This is a genomic window from Spiroplasma endosymbiont of Dilophus febrilis (genome assembly GCF_964030685.1).
GTDB lineage: Bacteria > Bacillota_I > Bacilli_A > Mycoplasmatales > Nriv7 > Nriv7.
In genome coordinates, this window is the sequence record NZ_OZ034912.1 from 45,283 (window position 1) to 64,640 (window position 19,358).

Annotated in this window: 18 protein-coding genes; 16 read left to right on the top strand and 2 right to left on the bottom strand. The window is 24.5% G+C overall.

The window, feature by feature from the left end:
- The 4 genes from AAHF53_RS00185 to AAHF53_RS00200 all read left to right on the top strand — a co-directional run bounded on the left by AAHF53_RS00185 (position 1) and on the right by AAHF53_RS00200 (position 3,385).
- Positions 1-249, top strand: a complete 249-nt coding sequence (locus tag AAHF53_RS00185) for a hypothetical protein (RefSeq protein WP_338967900.1) — start codon at positions 1-3, stop codon at positions 247-249.
- 22 nt (positions 250-271) lie between these two features.
- Positions 272-664, top strand: a complete 393-nt coding sequence (locus AAHF53_RS00190; RefSeq protein WP_342189773.1) for a hypothetical protein — start codon at positions 272-274, stop codon at positions 662-664.
- 267 nt (positions 665-931) lie between these two features.
- Positions 932-2,812: a hypothetical protein gene (locus tag AAHF53_RS00195; RefSeq protein WP_342189807.1), complete on the top strand. Its 1,881-nt coding sequence runs from the start codon at positions 932-934 to the stop codon at positions 2,810-2,812.
- A 48-nt stretch (positions 2,813-2,860) separates the two neighbouring features.
- On the top strand, positions 2,861-3,385 hold the full coding sequence (locus AAHF53_RS00200; protein WP_342189808.1) for a hypothetical protein: 525 nt from the start codon (positions 2,861-2,863) through the stop codon (positions 3,383-3,385).
- A 298-nt stretch (positions 3,386-3,683) separates the two neighbouring features.
- Here AAHF53_RS00200 and AAHF53_RS00205 read toward each other — a convergent pair whose 3' ends face one another.
- On the bottom strand, positions 3,684-4,169 hold the full coding sequence (locus tag AAHF53_RS00205) for a hypothetical protein (RefSeq protein ID WP_342189809.1): 486 nt from the start codon (positions 4,167-4,169) through the stop codon (positions 3,684-3,686).
- Between the two features lie 18 nt (positions 4,170-4,187).
- Entirely contained in the window at positions 4,188-4,664 is a 477-nt protein-coding gene (locus tag AAHF53_RS00210; protein WP_342189810.1) for a hypothetical protein, read from the bottom strand.
- Positions 4,665-5,225: 561 nt separating this feature from the next.
- Between AAHF53_RS00210 and AAHF53_RS00215 the strand changes: the two genes are divergently transcribed.
- The 12 genes from AAHF53_RS00215 to AAHF53_RS00270 all read left to right on the top strand — a co-directional run bounded on the left by AAHF53_RS00215 (position 5,226) and on the right by AAHF53_RS00270 (position 19,284).
- Positions 5,226-6,317: an Mbov_0401 family ICE element transposase-like protein gene (locus AAHF53_RS00215; RefSeq protein ID WP_342189811.1), complete on the top strand. Its 1,092-nt coding sequence runs from the start codon at positions 5,226-5,228 to the stop codon at positions 6,315-6,317.
- A 339-nt stretch (positions 6,318-6,656) separates the two neighbouring features.
- Entirely contained in the window at positions 6,657-7,967 is a 1,311-nt protein-coding gene (gene eno, locus AAHF53_RS00220; RefSeq protein WP_342189812.1) for a phosphopyruvate hydratase, read from the top strand.
- A 300-nt stretch (positions 7,968-8,267) separates the two neighbouring features.
- Positions 8,268-9,197, top strand: coding sequence for a 6-phosphofructokinase (gene pfkA, locus AAHF53_RS00225; protein WP_342189813.1), 930 nt, complete (start codon positions 8,268-8,270; stop codon positions 9,195-9,197).
- A 47-nt stretch (positions 9,198-9,244) separates the two neighbouring features.
- Positions 9,245-10,207: an ABC transporter ATP-binding protein gene (locus AAHF53_RS00230; protein WP_342189814.1), complete on the top strand. Its 963-nt coding sequence runs from the start codon at positions 9,245-9,247 to the stop codon at positions 10,205-10,207.
- The gene (locus tag AAHF53_RS00235) at positions 10,207-11,607 is read left to right on the top strand and encodes a hypothetical protein (protein WP_342189815.1); all 1,401 of its coding nucleotides are present in this window, start codon (positions 10,207-10,209) and stop codon (positions 11,605-11,607) included. Before AAHF53_RS00230 ends, AAHF53_RS00235 begins: the two co-directional genes overlap by 1 nt.
- Before the next feature lie 305 nt (positions 11,608-11,912).
- On the top strand, positions 11,913-12,890 hold the full coding sequence (locus tag AAHF53_RS00240; RefSeq protein ID WP_342189816.1) for a hypothetical protein: 978 nt from the start codon (positions 11,913-11,915) through the stop codon (positions 12,888-12,890).
- A gap of 45 nt (positions 12,891-12,935) precedes the next feature.
- Complete coding sequence (locus AAHF53_RS00245) at positions 12,936-14,108, top strand: hypothetical protein (protein WP_342189817.1); 1,173 nt, start codon at positions 12,936-12,938, stop codon at positions 14,106-14,108.
- Positions 14,109-14,155: 47 nt separating this feature from the next.
- On the top strand, positions 14,156-15,442 hold the full coding sequence (locus tag AAHF53_RS00250; protein ID WP_342189818.1) for a hypothetical protein: 1,287 nt from the start codon (positions 14,156-14,158) through the stop codon (positions 15,440-15,442).
- A gap of 20 nt (positions 15,443-15,462) precedes the next feature.
- Positions 15,463-15,792 carry a hypothetical protein gene (locus AAHF53_RS00255; RefSeq protein WP_342189819.1) on the top strand — a complete coding sequence of 110 codons (330 nt, stop codon included), beginning with the start codon at positions 15,463-15,465 and terminating at the stop codon, positions 15,790-15,792.
- Positions 15,752-16,738 carry a hypothetical protein gene (locus AAHF53_RS00260; RefSeq protein ID WP_342189820.1) on the top strand — a complete coding sequence of 329 codons (987 nt, stop codon included), beginning with the start codon at positions 15,752-15,754 and terminating at the stop codon, positions 16,736-16,738. Before AAHF53_RS00255 ends, AAHF53_RS00260 begins: the two co-directional genes overlap by 41 nt.
- A gap of 23 nt (positions 16,739-16,761) precedes the next feature.
- A complete protein-coding gene (locus tag AAHF53_RS00265; protein ID WP_342189821.1) occupies positions 16,762-17,643 on the top strand; it encodes a hypothetical protein in 882 nt (293 codons plus the stop codon).
- A gap of 30 nt (positions 17,644-17,673) precedes the next feature.
- Positions 17,674-19,284, top strand: a complete 1,611-nt coding sequence (locus AAHF53_RS00270; protein ID WP_342189822.1) for a hypothetical protein — start codon at positions 17,674-17,676, stop codon at positions 19,282-19,284.
- The last annotated feature ends 74 nt before the right edge of the window (positions 19,285-19,358 follow it).

The window sequence follows — 19,358 nt, forward strand, 5'->3', positions numbered from 1 at the left end:
ATGTTTAAACTAATTATTATTTTTATCTTAATAACTGTTCTTGGATTATTAGCTGGTAGTCATTTTGAAACTTTAACGAACTATATTAGCGAAGGGCTTGCCAATTTCCAAAAGTTTATTACTAGCAATTTAACAATTTTAGATTTGTTTAAACCAATGGCACGAACATTTTCGCAACACCCAATTTTTACCATTCTTGGTGTAACTTGTGTGCTGATTGCTTTATTTATTGTGATTAAAGGACGATAAAAAATATGAAAGGAGAATTAAAATGAAAAAACTTTTAGGAAAATTATTTAAAAAAGATAATTCAAAAGAAAAAATGCCATTAAAATTAAAAATTAAAAATTCTTTTAAAAAGCAGTGGTTAAAAATCGTATTAAGTATCGTTTTCATCTTTATAAGCTTATTAATTTGTGCATTAACAGTAAGTGATGCTAAATGAATAACCGGAACAAGTGACGAATTTAATGACTTTATGAATAAAGAAATGGTTAATTTCTTTGGCAAGTTCAATAGTGGTATTATGCTAGCGGGAATATTTGTTTTTTGATGAGGCGGAGCAATATATTTTGCAATTAAATTTGAAAAATTCATCCGCTTGATTATTCAAAAAATTAAAAGAAAAAGAGCCTTGAAAAATGAAATCAAACAAACTCATTAATTCTTTAAAAAAATATTGATGGAGAATTTTACTTTACATTTTTATGATTATTATCTTTTTCATTTCATTTTTAAAATTGGAAATTAATGATTTGAAGTTATTATATGAAAAATTTTAATTATTAATTTCACTTATGAGATACTAGGATATTTAGATATATGCATTACAATAGTGGTAATTATAAACTGTGGTATTGAGTGACTTATTAAAAAAATTAAAGAAAAAAGAACAATGAAAAATAAAATATTTTAAAAAGGAGTGATAAAAATGTTTATGAAAATATTTACCGTGCTAACTATTAGTTTGAATAACATTTTTACCATTCCCCAAAACATTAACAATGATGAAATAACAACACAATCACTAATTAGAACTAAAAGACAAAATAATAAAATTTATAATTTTGAAATCAAAAACTTACAAAAGGTGAGGTTTCATTTTGGCGATCGCGAAACTTGGCCAACAACTAGACTTATAGAAGTTAACATAAAGAAAGAAGATAATATCAATCTAAATGAAAAATTACCAGAATTTAAAAACTTAAACGATTTTACTTTCAAATTTATACAATCAGAATTCTCTAATAATAAAAATAAACAAGATGAAATAAGACAATTAATAACTACATACGGAACCAAAGTAGGAAAGAAAGAATGAGTAATCAATAAAAAAATAACATTCAAAGCACAAGGCACAAATTTAAATGACTACAAACAAGATGATAATACAACAGATTATAGTTTAATATGTACAAATGATTTTGAAATTGAAATTAAAAAAGATAGCACCGATATTGATTTACCAGAAACAACTATTAACTTTGACGGTAATCACAAATACAGCGATGTTATTGATAACCTTGATTATTTAATGATTCACCGCGGTGATTTTGATAAATTTAATTACTCTTATCTTTATTGAACACCAGTATTTAATTTCATTAATACTTTAGAAAAAGGGTATTACAAAGAATTTACCATTAAAAATCACGGTTTTAAAAACGAAAGCTATTTTTATCACAAAACTTCTAGTAGTAAAGATGAAATTAATACAAATATTTTGAAAATTAAAGCTTTTAATAAAACCTTAATTGCGGGTAATAACTATTTACAATTATTACACAGTGAAAGTGAAATCTGAAAATATGACACTGCAAACGATAACGATTATTACTTAATTAAGTATCTTTTTGGTACCTTAAATTATCTTAATGTTAAATTTAGTTTTTTGAGATACGATCCTGAATTAAAAAATGACATTTACCTTTATTTTAAAAACAACATTCCTAGTATTAACAACAGCGAGTACAAAAATGTTTTTGACGAAATCTATGAAATTCTTGGCAATTTCTTTTCCAGTTTATTTTATGCGACTTTTGATATGGACGAAAAAACTCATACCGAAATTGATTTTAAAGGCGTAGATAATTATAACAAGAATTATTTTATTCAAATTGGATTTTTTTATCGCTCGTTAATTACTTTTTATCCCAAAAAATACTTAATAAATATTATAGGAGACTCAGAATTATTACTAAGAAGTTATTTTTTTACTTTTGATAAAAAAACGCACCAAGAAAATTTTAATGCTATTAAAAATAATAATAGTATCTATCAAATTGAATTTAATGTTCTTAAATCTTACGACAATAAACTGATTACCTTGCCAACCAGTAAGACTGCTAACAGCATTAATTACTTCAATACGGACATTGATATTCGCTATGGCATTAATATTTTTACCTTAACTTTTCCTTTGTACCATAAAACAAATACCTCTAATTATAATTTTAAAATTTATGACTTTAATGTCCTTAATTCCACAGCGTTTATACCTGATGGTTCAACCAACTCGGAATGAGATGACATAATCCCGCCAGCAAATTGTAAATATTCTGGACGATGAATACCTACTTTTAATGACATTGGCTGTGCCATTCAAAATGCTGGTATCAAAATGATTAATTGAATGCTAACGGCCTCACAAATCATTACCATTTTACGACCATTAGCAATCATTGCAAAAGCAACAGTTAACTTTTCAACCGCAATTTTCCCGGTTTTTAAAACAGTACCAGCTTTTTACTATACCTTTCAATTTTTAATCGGTTTTGCCATCTTTCTAATGATATTAAGAATTTTTGTATAATATATATATATATATATATTGAAAAAATAAAATAAAGGAGTTAATTTTATGAAATTTTTAAATATAACCGCTGTTTTAGGATTAATAACACTACCAATAATCGGCTGTTCCAAAAAAACAAATGAACCAGTAAAACAAAAAAATAAAGATAGTAATAAAGATATTAATAAAATTTATAATTTTGAAATCAAAAACTTACAAAAGGTGAGGTTTCATTTTGGCGATCGCGAAACTTGGCCAACAACCAGACTTATAGAAGTTAACATAAAGAAAGAAGATAATATCAATCTAAATGAAAAATTACCAGAATTTAAAAACTTAAACGATTTTACTTTCAAATTTATACAATCAGAATTCTCTAATAATAAAAATAAACAAGATGAAATAAGACAATTAATAACTACATACGGAACCAAAGTAGGAAAGAAAGAATGAGTAATCAATAAAAAAATAACAATCAAAGCACAAGGCACAAATTTAAATGACTACAAACAAGATGATAATACAACAGATTATAGTTTAATATGTACAAATGATTTTGAAATTGAAAATGAAAATCTCCCTAATAACTAAATTTAAAAACCGTTAAAATCATTACCAAGAAAGGCAGTTTTCTATAGTGACAATACTCTTAAACAACTTTTTCATTTTTTTATTTTGTCAAAATAGAAAAGCAGTATTTAAATTTAAATACTGCTTTAATAAAAATATTTTTAATCTTAATTTAAATTAGATAATTAACAAATATATTAAAATTAAAAATCGGGTTATTTCTACATAACACATATAAGAAATATTCTTCTCTTTTAATTAAAAATGGAAATAAATTATTGATTTATTTCCATAAATGTTTTTCTTTTTTTTTAAATATTTAATTCGCTACTGCTGTTTCTATAAAATTACCATTAGATGCTCAACATGTAATTATTATACTATAATTACTTTTACCATTAGCAATAGAACCATTAATAAAAGTTGTTTTTATTGTTTCTCAATTATTTCAAATGCATTTAGCAAGAGCGGGTAGATAAGTATCTTTATTATTTTCAACCCTATGATCTTTTCAAATGCCAGTATACATTTCCACACCAAAAAGAGCTTTAAATTCATCAAAAGTATTAGCACATTCATAATGTCTTCTTATATCATTAAATACAGCAGGACTAAAAGTTGCTATCATTTTATTTCATGTTGAACCTCAATCATATTGTATATCTAATCGACTGGGATGAACTCTTCTTTTTGTTCTATTTAATTTTGTATGTTCTTTTTTTTGATAAGGGGCTGCGGCAATGACCATCGGCATTGCTGTTCCTGTAATTGTCATAATACTTAATAAACTTAAAAGTTTTTTCATTTCGTTATTTCCTTTCAATTACAATTCATCTTTTTCACTATCATTACTAGAATTATATGATGATTCAGATGATGAACATTCTTGTAAATTTGGATTAACTCTAAAATATACATATGTTGATCCAAAATAATCATCTTCTCATTCATCTCTTATTCATATTGATGCATAAGAACTTGATTCAATCTTAATTTTTATTCTCTCAATCACAGAAAAAGGAATATTTCCATTATTGCAATGTATAGCTCTTCTAATTGTCTCTATATTTAAATCCTTAATTTCACCTAAATTAGTATAAGAAACAAGATTTCTAAGATTCCTTTTTTGATTTGCTCTTTTATTTCTACTTAAATTTTCTAAATTATTTGTTTGTTGATAATTAATTTCGTTATTTACTATTTTATTTTCTGGTATTTTTGCTGGGGCATTCGCCAAGATTATTGGTGTCATGCTTGATAGGCTCGTAATTGTTGTTAACATAGCGAGTAATTTTTTCATATTAATCAAATCCTTTTCGTAAATTTTATTAATTAATAAAATTTACAACACCCTTTCCTTTCTCCAAAAATTAATCTACAGTCTCTTTGCTTTTGGAATTTAATTATACAGCATTAAATAAGAATTTATATTATTTTTTCAGAATAGGTCGCGTTTAGTTTTCTTAGGTATTTTTTAAAAAAGAAAAAATAGTCATTTACTATAAATTATTTCAATATGCAAATTAAGTATATATTTCTTATGTATGATTTTTGTTGTAAAAAATTATTTTAATGTTGTTTTTATAAGCATTTTACTTAGTTTTTATAACCTTTTATTAAGAATATGTTTGTTAATATTAAATATTTTGTTTTATTAATTATTTTTCAAGTAAAAAGGTAATAAATTTTTAGTTGCTTTTCTTTCAAAATTATTCAAATCTTTACCCACCTAACAAAACTTTATGCGCCCTTCAGAATATTGAATACTAATTCTAGAAAAACATTTATCTTTAAAAAAGAAAAATAAGTTAACTAAATTTAACTTTGTTAAAATTACTCTACCAAGAAAGGTTATTTTTTTATGTTAGAAATTAATAATAATGTAAAAACCGTAGAAAACAGGCATTGATTCGGTTTATTCGCAACCCATAAAAATATGTACACCAACAAATGTGAACAACTAGCTAATGAATATGAAAAATTAGATGAATACTTATATTTATATCATTTTCGCTTAAAACAAGGTTATAAAGTAGTTCATTTTGCACCAAGAACAATTATTACAATTTTTGGTGATGTTACTTTTAAACGACGCCGATATAAATATTGAAATCAAAAATCAGGTAAATTTGAATATGTATGTTTGTTAGATAAAGAAATTGGCTTATTGCCTAAACAACGCATTTATTTTGATGTCCAATTTAAAGTTTTAAGTCTTTTGGGAGATGGTAAACGGTATCGTGATGTTTTAGATGCTCTAAATCATTGTTATATTTCAAAAGCTAGTATTTCAAATATTTTAAATAAATACGATATTGCCGAATATTTTCAACTAGCAGAAAAAGAAACTAAAACTAGAATTGATGTCAAAAATAAGGATTTATATATTCAACTAGATGAGACATTTTTAGCAACATTAGATAATAAAGTTAAACAAGACCAAAGAATTCGTTTAGTTACTTTTCATACCGGACATAAAGAAAAAAATTACAAAAACGCTCGTAGAGAATTAGAAAACAAACGAGGTCATTTTCTAATGTTAAAAGTTGGTAAACGAATAAATACGATGGATTATCGTGATTTATTAATTAAAGAAGTACAAAAAAATTATGTAAATATTAATTATGACAGAGTAATTGTTTGTGGTGATGGTGATTCTTGAATTAGAGAAATTGCCAACAGTTTTGGTAATGTTAGATATATTTTAGATGGTTATCACGCTATTAAAAAATTAAAACAAACCGCATTTAATATTATTTTTGAAAATCGCAAAGTAACACTAAATAGTTGAATTAAATTATATAAGGATGGAAATCATCAAGAATTAATCAAAAACATTCGTAATTTTGCTAAAAATGAATTAAATAAAGATATTAAAACAAATTTAAGAAAGGCGAGTAATTATTTCAGTAATAATAAGCGGTCGCGTTTAGTTTTCTTAGGTATTTTTTAAAAAAGAAAAAATAGTCATTTACTATAAATTATTTCAATATGCAAATTAAGTATATATTTCTTATGTATGATTTTTGTTGTAAAAAATTATTTTAATGTTGTTTTTATAAGCATTTTACTTAGTTTTTATAACCTTTTATTAAGAATATGTTTGTTAATATTAAATATTTTGTTTTATTAATTATTTTTCAAGTAAAAAGGTAATAAATTTTTAGTTGCTTTTCTTTCAAAATTATTCAAATCTTTACCCACCTAACAAAACTTTATGCGCCCTTCTGTCTTTGTCTAGTTTTTGCTATAATATATAATATATATCTTATTTAGAGGAGGATAGTAATAGATGTCAAGAATTACAGATGTAAGAGCAATAGAAGTTTTAGATTCTCGTGGTAATCCCACAATTCAAGTGGAAGTGTGAAGTGAATTTGGTTACGGCAAAGCCTTGGTTCCGTCAGGGGCATCCACAGGTGAATTAGAAGCTTTAGAATTAAGAGATAACGATGAAAAGCGATATATGGGTAAAGGTGTTTTAAAAGCTGTTGCTAATATTAATAAAATGATTCGTGAAAAAGTAGTAGGAATGGATGTTACTAATCAACTTTTAGTTGATCAAGTGATGATTAAATTAGATGGTACAGATAATAAAGAAAAATTAGGAGCTAATGCGATTTTAGGAGTATCAATGGCAGTTATGCGTGCAGGTGCTGATGAAGTAGGTTTACCATTATATCAATATATTGGTGGTATTAATGCTAGAAAATTACCAGTACCAATGTTAAACATTATTAATGGTGGAGAACATGCAGACAACACAATTGATTTTCAAGAGTTTATGATTATGCCGGTTAGTGCTCCTGATTTTAAAGAAGCAATTAGAATGGCAGCAGAAGTATTTCATACTTTAAAGAAAATTTTACACGATGCTGGTGATACTACTTCTGTTGGTGATGAAGGTGGATTTGCTCCAAATTTAGATAATGAAGGTGCATTAGATGTTATTGTTAAAGCAATTGAAACAGCAGGATATAAAGCTGGTACGGATATTAAAATTGCAATGGATTGTGCTTCTAGCGAACTATATGATAAAGAACGAAAAATTTATGTCTTTAAAAAACTAAGCAAAAAAAGTGGCAAAGTTGTTGAAAAAACTACTGATGAAATGATTTCGTATTTAGAACAGTTAGCTAATAAATATCCGATTATTTCTATTGAAGATGGACTATCAGAACATGATTGAGATGGTTTTGTTAAATTAACAGAAAAATTAGGTAATAAAATCCAAATTATGGGAGATGATATTTTTGTAACTAATCCTAAAATAACAAAAGAAGGTATTGAAAAGCAAGCGGCTAACTCAATTTTAATTAAAGTAAATCAAATTGGAACAATGAGTGAAACGATTGCGACGATTCAAATGGCGCAAAAAGCTAATTGAACAACAGTTGTATCACATCGTTCAGGTGAAACTGAGGATACAACTATTGCTGATTTAGCGGTCGCTTTAAACACTGGACAAATTAAAACTGGTTCAATGTCAAGAACCGATCGGATTGCTAAATATAATCGTCTCTTAACGATTGCACATGAATTAGGTGCTACTGGTGAATATGATGGAATGGAAACATTTTATAACTTAACAAAAAAATCTTAAAATCTTAAAACCTTTAAATATTTCCTAGTTAATTGGGAGATATTTTTTATTTAAGAATATTATTTCTTTAATTAGAAACGATTTTCACTCTATTCTTGCTATTGTAGTAGTAAAGGAGGTTTAACGATAAAATTAAAATTTTATTAAGGATACCTTTTTAAAAAATAACAAATTAATAGTATAGTCCCCAACTAATTAATTATTAAGGAGACAAATAGCACTTTAATAAATTAGTATATTGTGGAGAATATATTTTTGCTATAATTAAAATACTAAATATTTAGAAGGGATAAATTAAAAATGGCAAAATTGATGAAGAAAGTTGCGATATTAACTTCTGGTGGCGATGCGCCAGGAATGAACAATACGGTGGCGCAAATAATTAAAAAAGCAATAGCAAATAATATTCTGCCTTACATTGTTAGGGATGGTTATGAAGGTTTAACACAAGGTTGAATTGAAGAAACTAATGAAGACTTTGCGAGAAAAATTGTTAATCGTGGGGGAACAGCGATTGGTACTTCCCGTTATCCTGAATTTGCAAAGGAAGAAGTAAGACAACGAGCGATTAATAATTTAAAACAATTAGAAATTAATAATTTAATTGTTATTGGTGGTGATGGTAGTTATCAAGGTGCTAATAAATTAGTAGCAATGGGATTAAATTGTATTGGTTTGCCAGGAACAATAGATAATGATGTTGTATCAAGTGATTTTACTATTGGTTTTGATACGGCATTAAATACCGTTATTGAAGCAATTGACCGTGTTCGCGATACTAATGAATCTCATAATCGTTGTGGAATTATTGAAGTTATGGGTCGTTATTGTGGAGATATTGCGATGCTGGCGGGAATTGGTAGTGGTGTGGAAATTATTAGTACATCAGAAAATAAATTGACAGAAGAAGAAATTATTCAGCAAACTAAAAAATGTTATGAGAAAAAGTATCGTTCGGTAATTATTCTTGTAACGGAAAAACTGTATGATGTTCATCAATTGGCGAAAGAAGTTGAAAAAGGTAGTGGTTATGTTACGCGAGCAACAGTCTTAGGACATATTCAAAGAGGCGGTATGCCAACAGCAATGGATCGCTATTTAGCAACAATTTTAGGAACTGAAGCTATTAAGCAATTAATTGCTGGCAATACAGGGATTTGTATTGGATTAAGTGGAAATGGTTTACAAAGTTATTCTTTTACTAAAGCATTAGCAATGAAACGAAAATAAGCTGGTCGTATTCATCATTAGTCATAAAATATACAAGGAGTAAATTAATGGAAAATAATAATTATGCAATTTCTATTAGTGAATTAACCAAAAGGTTTAAAAAACAAGTTGCTGTTAATAACATTACTATTAAAGTAAAAAGTGGTAAAATTCATGGTTTTATTGGACCTAATGGTAGTGGAAAAACAACAACAATTAAATGTTTAATCGGTTCAATTATTCCTAATAGTGGTGAAATACAAATTGATGGTAAAGATGCTACGCTGTCTGTAGCTAAAGAAGTTTTAGGATATATTCCTGAAAATGCTCGTTTTCCAATGCACTTATCAACATATAAATATTTAACTTGAATGAGTTTTTTACGAGGAAACGATTGAAAAAAAAGTAAAAAGGAAGCTAAAGCATCATTAGAACAATTAAATTTATGAAAGTTTCAACGAAAAAATCCTAATAGTTTTTCTTCTGGAATGAAAAAAAAGGTATTATTAGCACAAGCTCTTATTTCTAATCCTAAAATATTAATTTTAGATGAACCAGCAGCTAATTTAGATCCAACAGCGAGAATGGAATTATTTGATGAATTAATTAAACTTCGTGATATGGGAAAAAGCATTTTGATTTCATCACATATTTTATTAGAGTTACAAAATATTATTGATGAAGTTACAATTTTAAATCATGGTAATGTTATTTACAGTGATATCATTCAAACTAAAAAACAAAATTTATATATGTTTGATCCTTTAAAACCAGAATTGTTTATTAAAGTATTAAAAAAAGCTGGTTATGATGTTCAAATAATGAATGAAAAAATTGTGGTGCAAATTAAAAATGATCAAGAATTGTTAAATATTAGTGAATTAGCGCTTGAACATAAAATTTTAATTAAATCAACACAACCGTATACAACAGACTTAACTGAGTTGTATGAACAAATTATTAAAAATGATCAACAATCAGAAATTGTGTCTAGTCATAAAAACAGTAATAAAAAGGAAGGTAAGAAGTAATGCCGATTAAAACTCAAAAAGTAACAAGTAAAAACTATAAATTTAGTTTTAGAGCGCCAATTTTGCTTTATACTTTAAATAAAATTATTAAAGCAATTTCATCTTGAGTTTTTCTAATTATTGGTTTAATAATTCCTTTAGCGATTGTCGGTTCATTATCTTATTTTTTAAATATGCGTTTAGAAACTGTTTCTAATATTACTACTGATGTGATAAGAGCAGAATATGTTTCTTTAAATAATCAAATAATTACTATTTTATATGGTTTTTTTATTAGTTTTTTAATTTTATTAAGTTATTATAAAGCATCACAAATTTTTCGTGATGAAATTAGTGATGGAACATTATTAATTTTTAATACTTTACCAATGACAAGAACAAGACTTGTTACAGAAAAAATCTTAGCATTTCACATTACAATTATAACTTATATAATTATTTGTTTAGGATTGCCAATTTTAATAACACCATTATTTTTTAAAGTTTTACCATTTATTTTTATGGGTCAATTTGCTAAAAATATTTTTATTTTAATTGGAGTTTTAATATTATTGCAGTTTTTAATTTCTAGTCCTGCTTTATTATTGTCATTAGTTTTTTCTTCAAAAGTTTTAATATTATTTGCTGCTTTATTTCTTGGTTTAATTCAAATTTTTGGTTTAGTTGATACATTTATAAGTCCGATGGCTGCTGGTTCAAATTTATTTCAAAGACAATCAGAATGAGATGAAGACTTTAAGTTAATTCCTGATTTTAGGAAATTACTTTTATTAAGTGATGTTGAATTAGAAAAATCAGGATTTAATGAATGAAAAAATGCAATTAATAAATATGCACAAGACAATGGTGGTGAAGTTGGATATAATTATTTTGATTATTCAATAGAACCGTGAAAAGAAACAAATTTTCAATTAGCAGTGGATAATACAAATAATATTAGTAACCCATATAACATTAATTATAAACAAATGTTTAATATCATTTTGAAATATAAAATATTTAATAAAATTACGAGAGTATGAGATGATAGTCAAGAATTTAATAAGGTTATGGGATATTGGTTTGCAATCAAATTTGATGAATGAAGAAAATTATTAGGTCAGAAGATACCACCATTTACTGTTACGATGGGGAAAATAGCTACTGCAATTTCATATTTAAATGTTGTTAAACATTGACAGTTATTAGTGTCACCAGCCTTGAATGATAATAATATAAATAAGATTAATACTAACAAGAATATTGGATTTGTAAAAAATGCTGATAGTTCATATTCATATCGCCCTGATATTACAAGAGAAATTATTAATATTCCTGGTGCTTATGTTTTCTATATTCTTTTAACTATTGGTGTCATTTTTGGAACCTGATGGGTGTTTAAAAATAAAGATTTTACTTAATTTATTACTTTTAAATTGATTAATATTAATAATAAAAATAGTTCTTATACAATATGTGTAAGAACTATTTTTTAAATTAAAATTATTATTATTTTTCTAGTAGTAATTAAATATTAAATTTGTTAATATTATTCATAAGAATGTTATGAAGTTAGACTAATAAATAGTTATTTTTTAAAAAAGGAGGTTGTAAGTATTATCTTTTACTATTAACTTATTATTTTAATTGTCAGGAGAGTTTTTGGTGAATAAACTATTTTCTAGTTTAGTATTAATTAGTATTTTTGCTACTAAGTAATATAGCATTGCTATTAGAAACGGATCAATTTGTTATCATTAATAATGATGAAGGAAAAATAATTGATTTATCAATTTTATCTAATCATTTTAATAATTTAGATAAATCATTATTCAGAATTAACTTAACTGAAAAAAATCCACGGTTAACAAATGAATTAATTTTTAAGGGGTTAAACGAATATTTAAAACATAAGCCAACTTTAGTGGGTTTTAATTCACCTGTTCCTGTTAATTTTTTTAATAACTCAAATTACATTAGACATTTAAATATTAAATTGTTTACTGCTGATGGTTTAAATATTCAACCTAATAAATTAAATACTGTAATAAATGAAGATATTTTTGTTAAAACTATTTTAACAGTAGTACCGAATCGTTTTATTAAAATGGATTCTCATAAAGAAATGCAATTTTTTATTAATATTAAAGATACTAGACACTATATTATTAAGCAAGAAACTAATGATATAAAATATATGTTTAGTAAATTACCGGATTTCAAAAATAGTGTTATTATTAATGATTTTACTAATGACTTTAAGAAATTATTAAAGAAAATCAATAATAAAGTAGTCTTGGGGAAAACTATTTTTGATGTCAAATTTACGAGCAATTTTTTAATTTTTTTTAATAATAGAAATGAAAAATCTTCGTTTGAAGATTTAATTTGTAATTATTTATTTAAAGATAGTAATAATTTGAAAGAAATAAAAAGTGAAATTTCATTTGTCCAACCTCATAAATATTACTTTGAATTTCATTTTGAAATTAAAATTGCATTTTTGGATAATAACAATTTAAGAAAAGAATCTTTTATTAGAAAGGTAATGCCGTTGGAACAAGATGCTGATTCGGAAGAAATGGTAGAATTAACACGGGCTTCTTTTTATAACCAATATGATAATAGTAAAATTAATAGTTTTTTAACTTATAAATTTGAACAATTAATTTGAGGCCAAGAACCTTTAATAATTTTATTATAGAAAATTAATATTTTGATAATTTATAGATAAATAGTGAGGTTTTCAATGTTAAAAAAAAATGTAATGGTTTTGATATTAATTTTTTTTACTTTAATTAATTTAGTAAATAATAATCTTAATAATGTTAGTAATAATGATTCTAATATCATTGGTAATACTCAAAAACTCAAAATGGAAAAAGATATTCTTATTGACATTAATGAGTTTTTTGATATTTTGAAAAATGATAATTTTATTATTTTTACTTCGGAAATTAATCTTGATGAACCGGAAAACATTAAAAGTTGATTTAAAAATTGATTGTTAGAAGTAGAAACATTATTATTTGTTAATCAAAATAAAAGAATAAATAATTTACAAAGCATTATTTTGAATGGTTTTAAACAAAATGATAATAATAAAAAAATGGAATTATTTTTAAAATATATTCAAAAAAAGGGATTGGAAGATATTTATGTTACGATATCATTTCAAATAGTTGATTCAACAATTGAAAAATTTCAAGAGTGGTTAGGTAAACATTTTAAAAATAAATATTTAACTTTGCGTGAGATGTATATTAATAACATAACTGATATTAGTCGTTCACAATTATTTTCTAGAATTCCATTTGTTCAAGAGAGTTTTAAAAAATCTGTTCCAATGGTAATTATTTTTAATAATAAAAAAATATTTATGACTCGAATATTTTTTATGCTGAATAGTTATAAACGCGATAGTAATGTTGATATGATAGCTGAATTTAATTATTGGCGAATAAACTTAAAAATTAAAATTAAAATGCTGAAATTTAAAAATTATAAAATGAAAATTTATAGTTATATGACATTTTTATTAGAAATAGAAGAAAAATTGTTGCTTTCTAATGATTCAAGAAATGAATATTGAACTATGAAATTAAAATTATCAAAAGCCGAATTAATACAAGCTAATTTTATTCGTCGACTACAGGTTTTTCATAGTAATTTAGGTTTTATTTATGGAGCATTATCTACTTTCTGAAATGAAACTTTTAATTATTTAAATATTTATCCCTTGTCATTTGAATTAGAAAATAATTTTAATCCAAATTGGCTTGAAAATGATAATTGGTTAAAAGCACAAGAAAATTTTAATGTAAGTTTTGTTTTTAAAATTAAGGAATATAAATTTGATAGTGGCGAAACTCATATAATTGAAAGGCTTAGATTTGATTTTGTTTTTGCCTATCCACAATAAAACTTATTAATTGTTAATAACAATTTTTTAAATAGGAGGTTTAATTAATGAATAAGTTAATGGTAAAAAGTTTAGCTGTATTTTTAATTTTAACTTGAAATAATTGTTTAATTATTAGTAACCAAATTATAAGTTATGTTAACACTGAAAATGGTTTAAAAAATCGTAATCAGGCTTATCTAAAGTTAACAGAAAGTTTAAGAAATCATAGTTGAAATCGTTTACGAATGTATTTTATTCGTTCTGAACAACATCGAGAATATTTGCTAGAATTAGAAGAAAAATTATTATTTCAAAATCCGTCTCTGCAAAGCATTTTAGAATTTAATACTTTAATAAGTACTAATAAGTATGTTCAAGATTTTAATGAATTAAGTAATTTTTTTTCAAAGAAAGAATATTTTAAAGACCAAGCAAAGTTTTTTTATCTTAAGGATTTTATTACTGTTAATTATGAAGAGATGGTTAAAAATATACCAGAAGGTAAAATGAAAACTACAGTTCAAGAAAATATTATTAATTTTTATAATATTTTTTTACAAAAAATACCGATTCAAGATATTGCTCGTTTAGTTTTTTCAGTGTTTGTTGATTCTCTTAATACAAAAGACATTGAATATGGAACAAGAGGATTAACTGGCTTTTTTCTTGCCGGATTTATGTGTATTTCATTAGCAAATAATTGATGGGAATTAGATGAAACCAGTCTTAGAATATCTTGAAATGCAGCTACATCCTATGGTCAAGTTATTATTCATGAATTCGCTCATACTTTAGATTATTATATTAGTTTGCCAAAACAACAAAGAACAATTTTGAATCTTTTTGATCCTATTGAGCAGTTTAATTTGCAACTTAAAAAATCTTTTCAAATTAATTGTGATACTATAAGTTTTGAAGCTACTAATTCCAATCCAAAAAAAAATCATAATAATTTAACTCCAAAATATATTGATGATTTAATAAACTTACAAAATGATGATGATTTAAGTTTAGATGATGATCGTTTTAATATTGTTCTTAAACCTAGTGATAATAAATTATCAGATATTTTTATGAATTATATTTATAAAAAAATTAAAGATGTACCTGTATCAAATCGTAGTCTTAACGATTATGAAATTAATGAAATTTTACTGCCACTGTTGATATTACCGAGCAATTATGCACGCTATGAAGCTTATAAGAGTGTTTTAGAAGGTTCTACTTTTATTAGTGCAGAATTTTTTGCTGAGGCAATTGCAATGTGAATTGCTGGTGATCCTAGTGAGCGAAACATTATGTGGCAATGAACTCATGAGTTTATGACTAAAGAATTTGTTAAATATATTTAAATGTTAGGTGGAAAATTATTGTGAGACGATATCGGTTAATATTAATACCATTAATAATTTTATCGTTATGCTGAAATTCATTTAATAATTGAAATAGTTTTAATTATCGTTCATCGTTAGCTACTGTTGATGAAACTAATTATCAAATTTTGGATTATATAATAGCAAAAATGCAAAAAGTAAAATTTAAAATTTCTAATTTTGATTCCTTAATTAATGAAAATTCTATTTATTATTGAAATTATATTAAAAGTTTACTTAAAGATGAGGTTATTAACTTATTAGAAAATAATCCTTATATTTTGATTAATGAGAAATGAGAGTTATTTAAAACTAAATGATGGTTTTAAAGTTTCTTGAGAATTAGAATTAATTGATATTAAAACATTAGATGAAAATAAAAAAATTTCACCTTGGGGTGATCCATACCCGTTACAAATTTTTTATTTAAATGAATATTTAATAAATTTTAATATTCAATTTATTAATCCAACGATGGAAAATAAAAGTTTAATTTTACAAGAAGCAATTATGAATAATGTTCAAGCTGATATTACTAAGTTAGATGTTGTTAACTTTAGTGGTATTCAAGGAAATTGATTAGCTAATGATATTGAAAATATGATTAAAGATTTATCAATAACCATTAGTGGTAATGAGTTTTTATATTCAGAATTATTTAATTTAAAAAATCTTTATATTGAAAATATTTTTTCATATGAGAAAAGAGGATTAGATCATATTTTATGAATTGCTATAAGTTATGAAGAATTAGATATTTTTATTCTTCCCATTAAAATTAAAATTTATCCAATTAAACAATCAACAATTATTTGAAGACAAATTTATAAATGGGCAATGCTTGATGAAAATAATAATCGACAGAAACCTCGCATCAAACAATTTTTACAAGCTAGTAGAATGAGACAATTATATGAATCAGATATCACATTAGAAAAGTTTAATTGACTGTATTTAGGATATATTTCATATCACTGAAAAAAAATTGTTACTCAATATGAAAGGGTTGTATTATATGAAAATGATATTATTTTATATGGTGCTGATTTTGAGGCGATAACTAGTAGACCAGTTTATATTGACCCGCAAGAAAATAATGCTTTGTTTAATAAGTATGCTTCTGGGTTAGAAGAATTTTTTATTACTAATGAACAAAAATTACCTAATGCTGTTCTTTTGGAATTACGATTAAAAGATAAAGGGGAAATTCAAAAAGATTTATTATTTGAAGAAATGCAGTATTTTTTTCTTATTCCCATTCATATTAATCTTTAAATTTTTGAAAGGTGTGTATTTGAATGAAAATAGTAAAATCAATGTTATTTTTAATGTTAGTTTTTAATTTCTTTACTTATCGATGAATTGTTTTTCATAACATTAACTATTCACAATCAATTGTAAACCTTAGAGACAATGATAATATTTACCAATTAATTAATAAAATATCACCAATATTAGCAACTATGATTAATGAAGATAATTTCACTTGAATATTACCAAATGTTAAAGAACAAAATATTTTAGATATTAAATCTAATTTAACTTATGAAGAACTAGATATAACACATACAGGAAAAGTTACAATTAATATACCTTCATTTAAAGCTTTATTATTCTATTACTTTTTTAAGGATGTTAAATATTTGTCATTACTTTTTAATAATTGAGTTTATAAACATAGTTTAAATTTAGAAGAAAATAAAGTCCTTTTAGTTACTGAATTTTTAAAATTGATGAAAGTTATTGATATTAATACTTTTGAAGTTTCAGAAGATAATGATGAAAATTTTTCATTAATGTTAGGTTTTTTAAATAACTTTTGTAGTGAAAATTGCTCGGAACATCTTATTAATTTAATTAATAGTTTTTTTATTAACAATATTATTAATGCTAAGATGGAGGGTTTTACTAGCTGAATTACTTTAGAAACAATATCTAATCCAGAACAGTTTACAGGAGGTTTAAATTTATTAATAGCAAAAAATATTATTGAAGCTCAAAAATTTTATGATTTATTGTCTGTTGTCGCTTTGGAAGCATTTTTTGAATCTAATGTTATTAGTTATCGTAATATTAATAATAATATTAAAATTATTTCTACTGAACATTATCAACGCTATACTAAAAGTTTGCATTTTGAATGTTATTTACCAACGGTTTTTTCAATTTGTACTCAATAAAATTAAATTTTAGTAGAGGAGATTAATTTCTTGAAATTATTATCATTAGTTTCAATAGTAACGACAATAAATTTTATTCAAGTTTCCATAAATCAAATTTCACTGTGCGTTCAACAAGATAATAAAATTTTCAATAATATACCTTGTCAACAACAAGATAATAATATTTTCTTTAATGAAGTAAAAATGGAGTATGCAAAAATGTTGCCAGCTATTTTTAAAGATGATATTTCTGATTATAAAAATTGAACCATAATGAGAAAAGCGATCGTTAATGAATTAATAGAAATTATTGAAAAAATTAATCAAGAATATTTAGTAAGTCATCTTAGTATTGAAGATTATGCTTTTCGTGGTTTTAAATTAGAACCAGTGATTCAAGGTTTTTTTAGGAAATTTGATGTTATGGATGTAATTATTGAATATAAATTTTTTAAAAATATAATAAAACACCAAGTTATTAAAGGAATGAAGGAAAAATTAGATGATAAATTTATTATTGAAACAAAAGAATCTTTAGCTAATATTAATCGCATAAAAATTGCTAGTTGGCGATTACAAATTTTTCATTGATTAGGAAATAATGTTGCAATTATTTCAGAATCTACTACTTCTACTCTTGTACCAATTACTAAGGCGCGATTACAATTTGTTAAGTTACAAACTGTTAGTGAAAATGAGGCTTATGCCATTTTTAATTATTTTAAAGACCAAGAACCAATTAAAGTAAAAATTAATATTATTGAATCAATCCGTACTCCAAGGGAAGATCCAGAAGGAGTCAAAATTGATGAGGAAAGTCTTGAAAGAATTGGTGATGAAGGTCAAAGATTGAGTTGAACAACAACATATTGAAAATGACTTGCGGGGGGATTGTCATTAGCAGGAATGGCATTATTAGCATATTATTTATGAAAAACTTCTAAGTTATGAGGAATAATATCTACTATTAGTGAAACAGTACCATTATTATCTTTTGGTAATGCAACGGAATTACTTGAAGGTGTTGCTGATATTACTACTGTTGAAAGTAATAAATTACTTGATTTTTTACGAAGAATTTTTAGTGACTTTTTGAGTAAAATGAAGCAATCAACAGTATCTAAAAATTCTGCTCCTAGGTTTCTAAGTGAGAATGAGGATATTTTTGGTGATTTAAAAATTAATTTTGATGATTGAAATCATGAATATGATGATATATTGTTAAATTTAAAAGTAGAAGATATTACTCATAATTTAAATTACTTAGAATGAGGAATATTTGATGTTACTCGTTATGGAATTATTAAAGTAAAAAATACTGATTTATCATTTAAATTGCATTTATTTAATTCAAAAATTAATAATCAATCATTTTCATTAATTACTAAATTTTTTAGTAATATTAGAAGTAAATTGGAAGGAGCATATATAAATCAGGAATTATTAGATAGTAGTAATCAAAAGTTTCAGATTTTTCAAATTATTTCGCAAATTTTACAAAAGGAATTAATGATTATTGATAATAAAACATATAAGTTTTCAATGGACTCATTTTGAATTTCATCTTACAAGATAATTGATGATAGAATTTATGTTGTTTTAAATCACGATTTATTAAAGGAAGGGTTAGAAATTACAATGCAGACATTTTTAAATTAGAAAAAATGAATGGTTATTTATTGATATTGAATAATAAGACTTGTTTTTTAAATTTTATTGTTTATTAAGAATAT